General features: G+C 70.9%; 10 protein-coding genes. All 10 read right to left on the bottom strand.

Annotation, left to right across the window (positions count from 1 at the left end; translation table 11 throughout):
• Positions 1 to 369 (bottom strand): SWIM zinc finger family protein (locus tag EIO58_RS08260; RefSeq protein ID WP_205789184.1); only part of this gene is annotated, 369 nt, incomplete at its 3' end.
• A gap of 34 nt (positions 370 to 403) precedes the next feature.
• Entirely contained in the window at positions 404 to 814 is a 411-nt protein-coding gene (gene nusB / locus EIO58_RS08255; protein WP_127819125.1) for a transcription antitermination factor NusB, read from the bottom strand.
• 18 nt (positions 815 to 832) lie between these two features.
• The gene (gene efp / locus EIO58_RS08250) at positions 833 to 1,393 is read right to left on the bottom strand and encodes an elongation factor P (RefSeq protein WP_127819124.1); all 561 of its coding nucleotides are present in this window, start codon (positions 1,391 to 1,393) and stop codon (positions 833 to 835) included.
• 130 nt (positions 1,394 to 1,523) lie between these two features.
• Entirely contained in the window at positions 1,524 to 1,982 is a 459-nt protein-coding gene (gene aroQ, locus EIO58_RS08245) for a type II 3-dehydroquinate dehydratase (RefSeq protein WP_127819123.1), read from the bottom strand.
• Positions 1,983 to 2,028: 46 nt separating this feature from the next.
• Entirely contained in the window at positions 2,029 to 3,624 is a 1,596-nt protein-coding gene (locus EIO58_RS08240; protein ID WP_127819122.1) for an MFS transporter, read from the bottom strand.
• Positions 3,625 to 3,729: 105 nt separating this feature from the next.
• Entirely contained in the window at positions 3,730 to 4,806 is a 1,077-nt protein-coding gene (gene aroB, locus EIO58_RS08235) for a 3-dehydroquinate synthase (RefSeq protein ID WP_127819121.1), read from the bottom strand.
• Complete coding sequence (locus EIO58_RS08230) at positions 4,806 to 5,342, bottom strand: shikimate kinase (RefSeq protein ID WP_127819120.1); 537 nt, start codon at positions 5,340 to 5,342, stop codon at positions 4,806 to 4,808. The genes aroB and EIO58_RS08230 overlap by 1 nt, the downstream gene beginning before the upstream one ends.
• Positions 5,326 to 6,555, bottom strand: coding sequence for a chorismate synthase (gene aroC / locus EIO58_RS08225; RefSeq protein ID WP_127819119.1), 1,230 nt, complete (start codon positions 6,553 to 6,555; stop codon positions 5,326 to 5,328). The genes EIO58_RS08230 and aroC overlap by 17 nt, the downstream gene beginning before the upstream one ends.
• Positions 6,556 to 6,585: 30 nt before the next feature.
• Complete coding sequence (locus EIO58_RS08220) at positions 6,586 to 7,458, bottom strand: shikimate dehydrogenase (RefSeq protein WP_127819118.1); 873 nt, start codon at positions 7,456 to 7,458, stop codon at positions 6,586 to 6,588.
• The coding region (gene mltG, locus EIO58_RS08215) for an endolytic transglycosylase MltG (protein WP_342447970.1) at positions 7,425 to 8,830 on the bottom strand (1,406 nt) is incomplete at its 5' end. The genes EIO58_RS08220 and mltG, both read right to left, overlap by 34 nt.

Below are 8,830 nucleotides of genomic sequence, written 5' to 3'. Positions count from 1 at the left end.
CCGGGGCGCGGCGTCCGTTGACGCGAGCACGCTCCGCCAGGACGCCGCAGGCGCTGGGGTGCTCTCGGCCAGGCGGTTGGCGGCGAGAAGGGTCGCGACGGCGTGCTTGCAATCAAACTGCAGCGGACACGTGCAGGACGTCGCCGCGATGAGGCGTTCGGGGCGATGCGGGTCGAGGCGGATGCGGCAGCGGTAGTTCCGCTCGCCGCTGCCCGCGACGAGCGACTCGATGACCGAGGACGCCGGATCCCACGTGACCTGGAGCACGGCGCCGTCCGCGAAATAGGCCGCTCCGCGCGTGTAGGCGCCGTCGTCGGCGAGCCGGCGGATGTGCGCGACGTCGACGAACGGAGGGGTCACGGCATCCATCCTCGCAAGCGGCGCCGACAGTCCCCGCCCCGTCTCAGGACGAGCGGGCGATGCGCGCCAGCACGCCGTGCACGAACGACGGCGAGTCGTCGGTCGAGAACTCCTTCGCGAGCTCGACCGCCTCGTCGATCGCGACCGCCGTCGGCACCTCGTCGTTGTAGAGGATCTCCCACGCGGCCAGCCGCAGCAGGGCCCGGTCGACGGCCGGCATGCGGGCGAGAGACCAGTCCTTGGCGAACGTGGTGATCTGCTCGTCGATCGCCTCGCGGTTGTCGATCACGCCGTCGACGATCTCGCGCGCGTAGAGCCACGACGCCTCGCGCGCCGGCTCGCTCGCCGCCCGCTTCGCCTCAGCGGCGAGGATCGTGGCGACCTCGTCGCCGCGCACGTCGGCTTGGAACAGGATGTCGAGAGCGCGCTTGCGCGCCTTGGTACGGGCACTCATCGGTGAGACGACGCCGCGTCAGCTGACACGGCCGAGGTAGTCGCCGGTGCGCGTGTCGACCTTGACCTTGGTGCCCGTCTCGAGGAACAGCGGCACCTGGATCTCGTAGCCGGTCTCGACCGTGGCGGGCTTCGTGCCCGCCGAGGAGCGGTCGCCCTGCAGACCCGGCTCGGTGTAGGTGATCTCGAGCACGACCGAGGCGGGCAGGTCGACGTACAGCGGGTTGCCGTTGTTGAGGGCGATCGTGACCTGCTGGTTCTCGAGGAGGAAGTTCTTCGCATCGCCGACGGTCGCGGCCGCGACGGTGATCTGGTCGTAGTCGCTCGTGTCCATGAACACGAAACCGTCGCCGTCGCTGTACAGGTACGTGAAGTCGCGGCGGTCGACGTTCTCGATGTCGATCTTGGCGCCGGCGTTGTAGGTCTTGTCGACCACCTTGCCCGTCATGACGTTCTTCAGCTTGGTGCGGACGAATGCGCCGCCCTTGCCCGGCTTGACGTGCTGGAACTCCACGACGCTCCAGAGCTGGCCGTCGATGCTGAGGACGACGCCGTTCTTGATGTCTGCGGTGGATGCCATGAGGAGTGAAGTCCGTTCTGCCCGGCTGTGCGCTGAGCTCGTCGTGTGCGGTCGGGTCGTGAGCGGGTGCGGCGAGGACGCGCCCGGATGCCGACGTTCGATTCTACGGGATGCCCGATCCGGCGCCGCGTCAGCCGTCCGTGCCGCCGGTGATGACGGCGATGAGCCGATCGACGGCCGTGGCGTAGCCGCGGACGCCCTCGCCCACGACGTGGACCGCGGCGACCTCGGCGACGTACGAGTGATGACGGAAGGGCTCGCGCTCTGAGATGTTCGAGATGTGCACCTCGGCGACCGGGAGCCCGACGCCCGACAGCGCATCGCGCAGCACGACGGAGGTGTGCGTGAGGCCGGCGGGATTGATGACGATCCCTGCGCAGTCGGCGCGCGCCTCGTGGATGGCGTCGATGAGCACGCCCTCGTGGTTGCTCTGCACGCCCCGGAGGTCGAAGCCGTGCGCCGCGGCGGCATCCGTCGCGATCCGCTCGACGTCGGCGAGCGTGTCGCTGCCGTAGACCGCGGGCTCGCGGGTGCCCAGCAGGTTGAGGTTCGGACCGTTGACGAGGAGGAGACGGCGGGGCGTGGTCACGCGCCCACCCTAGCGGTGCCGTCCCCGACGGATGAGAGCCGCAGCGTCACGCCGACTGCGGCGCGTCTGTCTGTGGCTCGCCGGCCCCGTCTTCCGCGGCGTACTCGGCCAGCAGCTCGCGCTCACGCTTCGCATTCGGGAACTTCCATGCCACCAGCGCCGCGCCCAGCACCACCGCGACGATGCCGGCCAGGTAGGCCCAGGCCTGGCCCTGCTCGAACGATTCCTTCGCCGCCTGCACGATCGCATCGGAGTACTGCGGGTACTGCTCGGCGATGTTCGAGGCGCTCGCGAACGACTTGGTGAGCTGGCTCTGCACTGACGACGTGATCTCGTCCGCGTCGGGTGCGCCGGCGATGAGGGCGTTGACGGATGCCGCATATCCGGCCGTGAGGAGCGCGCCGAGGACGGACTGCATGATCGCGCCGCCGAGGTCCCGCTGCAGGTCGGCCGTCCCGGAGGCCATGCCCGCGCGCCTCACCGGCACCGCGCCGGTGAGCGAGTGCGATGCGGGCGTGCCCGCGAGCCCCACGCCCGCGCCGACGAACGCATAGCCGAGGCCGACCACCCAGTACGGGGCATCCTCGCGCCACAGCAGCAGCATCGTGACGAAGCCGAGCAGCACGGCCGCGTACCCGAGCAGCAGCGTGAACCGCGCGCCGCGCGCCTCGACGAGCTTCGCCGAGCGCGGGGCGAGCAGGATCATGAAGACCGCCGCGGGCAGGATCGCGAACCCCGACTGGATCGTGGAGTAGCCGAGGACGTTCTGCAGATACTGCTGCCCGATGAACATCGCGCCCATGAGCGCGCCGAAGACGACGATGCCGGCGCACGCGGCCACCCAGAAGATCGGCCGCGACGCGATCCTGAGGTCGTACAGCGGGTTGCGGGCGCGTCGCTGGCGGATGAGGAATCCGACGAGCGCGGCGACGCCGATGATCGTCAGCCCCAGCACGAGCGTTCCTGCGCCGGGGACCGCCGCGAAGTTGATCGCCAGGATCAGTGCGCCGACGAGCAGGAGCGACAGGATTCCGCCGAGGTTGTCGACGGGATCGGACGATTCGTTCACGTGGCTCGGCACGAACTTCAGCACCATGAAGAAGGCGACGACGATGAGGGGCACCGTGACGAGGAACACCGATCCCCACGGCAGCGAGGTCAGCATCATGCCCGAGATGAGGGGCCCCAGCGCCGAGATGGCACCCCCGATCGCCGACCACAGCGCGATGGAGCGCGTGCGCCGCGGACCCGACCACAGTGCCGTGATGAGCGCGAGCGTCGTCGGGTACGCCATGCCCGCGGCGATCCCGCCGACGATGCGCGCGATGATCAGCACGGTGATCGACGGGGCGAACGCGGCGAGGAGCGCCGCCGGAAGCGACAGCGCGACGCCGATGACCAGCATCATCTTGCGTCCGTAGCGGTCGCCGACGGCCCCGAGCCACAGCACCGAGGCGGCGAGCCCCAGCGAGTACCCCACGGCGACGAGGTTGAGCTCGGTCTGCGACGCATCGAACGCCTTGCCGATGTCGGGCAGTGCGACGTTCGCCACCGACATCGGCAGGTTCGCCACGGCGGCGACGAGGATGAGCGACGCCAGGATGATGCCGCTGCGCGCGGGGGCGGTCGTGGTGCTGCTCATGCGATGCTCCGTCCGACGGGCGCACACGCGTGCGCGACGTCAGTATCGCAGTGGCGGTCGCGCCGGGCCATCACGCGGCCTGCATCGAATGGCGGCGCCGCCGCGTCAGCCGCCGACCTCCTGGTACGCGGCGAAGAGCAGCGACTCGTCGGGGGCCCGCAGCACCGTGGGCTTGGCGATGTCGTCGAGGACGATGAAGCGCAGCATGCCGCCGCGGCTCTTCTTGTCGCGCTGCATCGTCGCCAGCAGCTGCGGCCACGCGCCGGGACGGTAGCTCGTCGGCAGGCCGAGCGACTCGAGGATGTCGCGATGGCGCTGTGCCGCGGCATCCGGGAGCCGCCCCGCGAGGCGCGACAGTTCCGCGGCGAACACCATGCCCACCGAGATCGCCGCGCCGTGCCGCCAGCGGTAGCGCTCGGCGTGCTCGATCGCGTGCCCGAGCGTGTGACCGTAGTTGAGGATCTCGCGCAGCCCCGCTTCGCGGAGGTCCTCCCCCACGACGCGCGCCTTCATGTCGATCGCGAGCTCGATCGTGCGCCGGAACGCGTCGCCGTGCGGATCGATCGCCGCCTCGGCATCGGCCTCGACGAGGTCGAGGATCTCGGGCGCCCAGATGAATCCCGCCTTGACGACCTCGGCGTACCCCGCGACGCGCTCGTTGCGCGACAGCGAGTCCAGCAGGTCGAGATCGCAGACGACCGCTCGCGGCGTCCAGAACGCCCCCACGAGGTTCTTGCCCTCGGCGGTGTTGACGCCGGTCTTGCCGCCCACGGCCGCATCGACCATGCCGAGCACGGTCGTCGGCACCTGGACGACCTCGACACCGCGCAGCCAGGTGGCCGCGACGAACCCGGCGAGGTCGGTGACGGCTCCGCCGCCGAATCCCACCACCGCGTCCGTGCGCGTGAAATCGGCCTTGCCCATCACCTGCCAGCAGAAGGCGGCGACTTCGATCCGCTTCCCGGCTTCGGCGTCGGGGATCTCGGCGAGCAGCACCTCGCGATCGCCGACCAGCTGCGCGCGCAGACGCTCGGCCTGCTCGGCGAGGGTCGGCGGGTGGATCACCAGCACCTTGCGCGCAGCGGGCGGGAGGGCTTCGCCGAGGGACGACAGGATGCCGCGTCCCACCGTGATGTCGTAGCTCGCGTCGGCGCTCACCGTGATGGTCGTGACGTCGGTCATCATGCCTCCTCCGAGACGGTGTGGCGCGGCTCGTCGCGGACCCAGTCCACGATCGCATCCACGACGTGCTGCAGCGGGCCGCTCGACGTGTCGAACGTCGCATCGGCGAGCGAGCGATAGAGCGGCATGCGCTCCTCCAGGATCGCGTGCCACCGCGCCATGGCGTCCTCGCCCTGCAGCAGGGGCCGGTTCGAGTCCCGCACGCGACCGGCGACGACCTTCGGCGCCACCGTGAGCAGGATCACACGATGCGCGGCCAGGTCGGCCTGCGTGTCGGGGTGCAGCACCGCACCGCCGCCGAGCGACACGATGCCGCCTCGGGAGAGTCCCTGGACCACGGCCTTCCGTTCCAGGGCGCGGAAGTGATCCTCGCCCTGGTCGGCGAAGAGCTGCTCGATCGGCCCATGGTCGCGGACGATGGCGATGTCGGTGTCGAAGAACGGCACGCCGAGGGCGCGCGCGGCCTTCTTGCCGATGCTCGTCTTGCCGGCCCCCATCGGGCCGATCAGGACGACGGCGTCAGAGGGCGAGGTCATGCTCGGCGAGGTCCGCGTCGCTCTCCCGCGCAGTGCGCAGGGACGCCGGGATCGCGGCGAGATACGACTGGACGTTGCGGCGGGTCTCGGCGACGCTGTCGCCCCCGAACTTCTCGAGCACCACGTCGGTGAGCACGATGGCGACCATCGCCTCGGCGACCACGCCCGCGGCGGGGACCGCGCACACGTCCGAGCGCTGGTGGTGGGCAGAAGCCGCGTCGCCGCTCGCGACGTCGACCGTGCGCAGCGCCCGTGGCACGGTCGCGATCGGCTTCATGCCGGCGCGCACCCGCAGCACCGTGCCGGTCGCCATGCCGCCCTCGGTGCCGCCCGCCTTGTCGCTCGAGCGCGTGATCCCGTCGGACGCGGTGAAGAGCTCGTCATGGGCCTGCGAGCCGCGGCGGCGGGTCGTCTCGAACCCGTCGCCGACCTCGACGCCCTTGATCGCCTGGATGCTCATGAGCGCCTGTGCCAGCTTGCCGTCCAGGCGCCGATCCCAGTGCACGTGGGAGCCGAGCCCCGGCGGCAGTCCGTAGGCCAGCACCTCGACGATGCCGCCCAGCGTGTCGCCGTCCTTGCGGGCCGCGTCGACCTCGGCCACCATCGCCTCGCTCGTCGGGGGGTCGAAGCAGCGCAGCGGGTCCGCGTCGAGCGCGTCGACGTCGTCAGGGGTCGGCAGCGCCGAACCCGAGGGCACCTGCACCGGCCCGATCGAGAGCGTGTGGCTCACCAGCCGGATGCCGAGCTCGCCCAGGAACGAACGCGCCAGTGCGCCGAGCGCGACGCGGGCGGCGGTCTCACGCGCGCTCGCGCGCTCGAGGATCGGCCGGGCCTCGTCGAACCCGTACTTCTGCATGCCGACGAGGTCGGCGTGGCCGGGGCGCGGACGCGTGAGGGCGGCACCGCGGCCACGGGACTTCTCCGTGAGTTCCACCGGCTCGGCGCTCATCACCTCGACCCACTTGGGCCATTCGGTGTTGCCGATGCGCAGCGCGATCGGGCTCCCGAGCGTCAGTCCGTGGCGGACGCCGGCCGAGATGGTGAGCTCATCCTGTTCGAACTTCATGCGGGAACCGCGTCCGTAACCGAGCTTGCGGCGTTCCAGGTCCGCCTGGATGGCGGCACCCGACACGGGCACGCCCGCAGGGAGGCCCTCCATGACGGCGACGAGTTCGGGGCCGTGGGATTCGCCGGCCGTGAGCACGCGGAGCATTGCTCCAGTCTCCCACGTGCCCGGGGGGCGTTACGCCGCGGGTGCGACGGCGGCGCGCATCGCGGCGAGGACGGCGTCCTCGCCCGCGAGCGGTGCGTCGGGGTCTCCGGTCACGAAGATCCGGACCTGGAGCACTGCCTGGTGCAGAAGCATCCCGAGTCCCGACCGCGCCCGGCCGCCCGCGCGCTCCCATGCCTCCGACAGAGCGGTGGGCCAGTGGCCGTAGACGACGTCGAGGAGCAGTCCCCCGGAGTTCGCCAGCGCGTCGGCGGCGGCATCCTCGATCTGGGCGTCCCCCGGGAGGGTCGCGATCGTGAGAGGGACATCCGCGTGGCGGGATGCCGCGAACGATGCCGCGACCACGTCCACGCCGAGCCGCTCCCCCAGCGCCTTCAGGGGCTCGACGGCCCCGGGGCGGCGTGCGACCACTTCCACGAGGTGCGTGCCGAGCTCGGCGAGGGCGACGAGCGCCGACGTCGCGGTGGCCCCGGCACCGACGATCCGGCCGGTGGGAGCCCCGACGATGCCTTCGTCGGCCAGGGCTCTGACGATCCCTCCGACGTCGGTGTTGAATCCGCGGTGTCCGTCGGCATCGAGCAGGAGGGTGTTGGCGGCGCCGGTCAGCTGCGAGCGACGGTCGCGCACCGCCGCGGCGGCGAAGGCGGCGCTTTTCAGCGGCATCGTGAGCGACAGTCCGCGCCACGCGTCGTCCAGGCTCGCCAGCTCCGCCTCGAACGACGCCTTCGGCACCTCACGCCGCCCGTACTCCCACGGAAGACCGAGCACCGCGTACGCTGCCGCGTGCAGCTGCGGAGACCGACTGTGGGAGATCGGGTCGCCCCACACCTCCAGCCGCGCGGCGCCGGGGTTCAGCACCCCGAGCCCGGGTTGTCGGCGCACCACTGCTGCATCTGCTCGACGTACGTCAGGTGCTCCCTGTACGTCTCGGTGAAGACGGTCTCGCCGGTGTTCATGTTCACGGTGACGAAGTACAGCCACGGTCCGTCGGCCGGATTCATCGCCGCATCGATGGCCGCGAACCCGGGGTTGGAGATCGGCCCGATCGGAAGGCCCGGGTGCACGTACGTGTTCCACGGGTTCGGGTCGTGCTGCGCCGCTTCGGTCGTGCTCGCCGCCACCCCGACCTCGCCTGCGCCGTACTGAGCGGTCGAGTCCATCTGCAGCAGGCCGAAGGTCTCCTGATTGCTCGGATCGAGGCGGTTCTCGATGACCCGCGCGACCTTCTTCATCTCGTCCTCGAACCGCACCTCGCGCTGGATGATCGAGGCTTCCGTCAGGATGCGGTGCTCGTCGCCGGCCGGAACCCCCGCCCGCGCGAGCTGCGTCCGGGTCTGCTCGACGAGCCTCGCGATCACGTCCTGCGCGGCGACGCCGGGTTCGAAGGGATAGGTGGCGGGGAAGAGCCATCCTTCCAGGCTGTCCGCCTGTACTCCGTAGACCGACGGATCGGCGACGGCTGCTTCGAAGTCCGCGAGCGGGATTCCCAGCCCCTCGGCGAGGATCGGCAGCGACTGTTCGACGGTGAGCCCCTCGCGCAGGAGGACGGTGTTCTCCATCCTGGTGGCGGGATCCAGCAGCGCCGCCAGCGCCGCCTCCGAGGTCATCTGGTTCTGAAGCCTGAACACTCCCGGGACGAACGGCGGGTTCTGGCCGGTCTGGATGAGGTAGTCGTAGAACGCGTCGGGGGTCTTGGTCACGCCCGCGTCGTAGAGCTTCTGCGAGATCGGCGCACCGGTGTCGCCCGATGCGACCGTGATGTGCGTCTCGCCGTTCGCCATGCCCTCCTCGTAGTCCTTGGGCTCCTCCCAGCCCATGACTTCGCGGATCTGCTCTTCGTACGTCGTCCACACGTACCAGGCGCCACCGGCCATTCCGCCGAGGATGACCAGAACCACTCCGAGCGCGATCCACCCGCCGATGCGCCGCCGGCGCTTGTTGCGCGCGGGGGGCACGTCGCCGAGATCGTCCGTGGAGGAGGCGCCGGTGAACAGATCGTCCAGGGTGGCCGCGGCGGGCCCCGATGACGCGGACTCCGATCGCCGGCGACCGTTGTCGCCGGCCGTCTGGGCCGGGCCCTGCGACGCGGCGCCGGCCGTGACCGTGGCGATGGCGCCGGTGCGGCTGTACGGCATCGCGGGGGTCGAGTCGCCGGAGATCCACGGATCCTCCTTCGAGTTGTCGGCCTCGACGATGTCGGCGGGCTCCGTGGGCCTGGGCGTGCGCAGCGGAACGGGCTGGAAGCCCGCGCCGGGCT

The organism is Microbacterium sp. CPCC 204701, assembly GCF_004010105.1.
Lineage (GTDB): Bacteria > Actinomycetota > Actinomycetes > Actinomycetales > Microbacteriaceae > Microbacterium.
Note: the sequence above shows the minus strand (reverse complement) of the source record. Positions and strands in the feature narration are given on the sequence as shown.